This window comes from Nocardioides luteus (assembly GCF_014648595.1).
GTDB lineage: Bacteria > Actinomycetota > Actinomycetes > Propionibacteriales > Nocardioidaceae > Nocardioides > Nocardioides luteus.
The window spans coordinates 1-1,078 of record NZ_BMRK01000045.1 but is presented as its reverse complement, the minus strand read 5'-3'; the positions used below and the strand labels follow the sequence as shown (position 1 = coordinate 1,078).

The window sequence follows — 1,078 nt, the reverse complement described above, 5'->3', positions numbered from 1 at the left end:
TGTACCCGGTCAATACGTTGGTCACAGGCGGCTGATGGGCGGGAGCCCGTTGAGTGAGCTGTGGCGGCGTTGAGTGTTGTAGTGCTCGAGCCAGGGTGCAAGGGCGGCTGCTCGTTCTTGGCTGCTGGTGAAGACCTGGCGGTAGGCCCACTCTGTTTGCAGGGTGCGGTTGAGGCGTTCGACTTTGCCGTTCTGCCAGGGGCAGTGGGGTTTGATGAACTTCTGGACGATGTCGTGCTCGGCGCACACCGTGCGGAGGGAGTGGCGGTAGGCCCAGGCGTTGTCGGTGATCAGTCGTTCGATGCGGGTGATGCCGTGCTCGGCGAAGTAGGCGATGCCACGCTGGAGGAACGCGGCACAGGTGGTGCCCTTCTCATCGGGCAGGACCTCGCTGTAGGCCAGCCGGGAGTGGTCATCGACCAGGGAGTGCACGTAGTCGTAGCCGAGCCGGGTCCTGTTGGCCCGGGATCGGTGGTTGCGGGTGGTCTGGCCCTCGGCGCGCCAGCCGCCACCGTCGGGGATCCGGCCGAGTTTCTTCACGTCCATGTGGACCAGTTCCCCCGGACGTGCGCGCTCGTAACGCACCGTGGTCTTCTTCGAGGCCCGCAGCAGTTCACCGGTGATCGAGTCCAGCTCGCTCAGGTGCGGCACACCGTGACGGGCCAAGACCCGCGAGACCGTGCGGGCAGATGTGTTCAACTCGGCCGCGATCTGATCGCGGCCACGGCGCTCACGGTGACGCAGTTCGATGATCGAGGCCTCAACCTCCGGGCTAGTGCGGCGTGGACACGAATGGGGCCGTGAGGAACGGTCGGCCAGCCCCGAGGCTCCTTCGGACTCGAACCGTGCGATCCACTTCGAGACACAGCGACGCGAGATGCCCATCGCCTTGGCGATATGGGCTCGGGGCCAACCGGCGCGGTGCCGCTGGATGATCAGCAGCCGGCCGTGGAACGTGGTGCGGGCGTTACGGTGGGACACGAGAGCCTCCTGGGCGGCGTGAATCTAGACAATCCACACCTCACCCGGAGGCTCTCTCCACGTCAACGACCCGTCACCAACCTCATGGCCGGGTACA

1 protein-coding gene is annotated in these 1,078 nt (G+C 65.8%); it reads right to left on the bottom strand.

From position 1 onward, the window contains the following. Positions 1–21 precede the first annotated feature (21 nt). Positions 22–981 carry an IS481 family transposase gene (locus IEY81_RS23885; protein ID WP_189120996.1) on the bottom strand — a complete coding sequence of 320 codons (960 nt, stop codon included), beginning with the start codon at positions 979–981 and terminating at the stop codon, positions 22–24. Between the last annotated feature and the right edge of the window lie 97 nt (positions 982–1,078).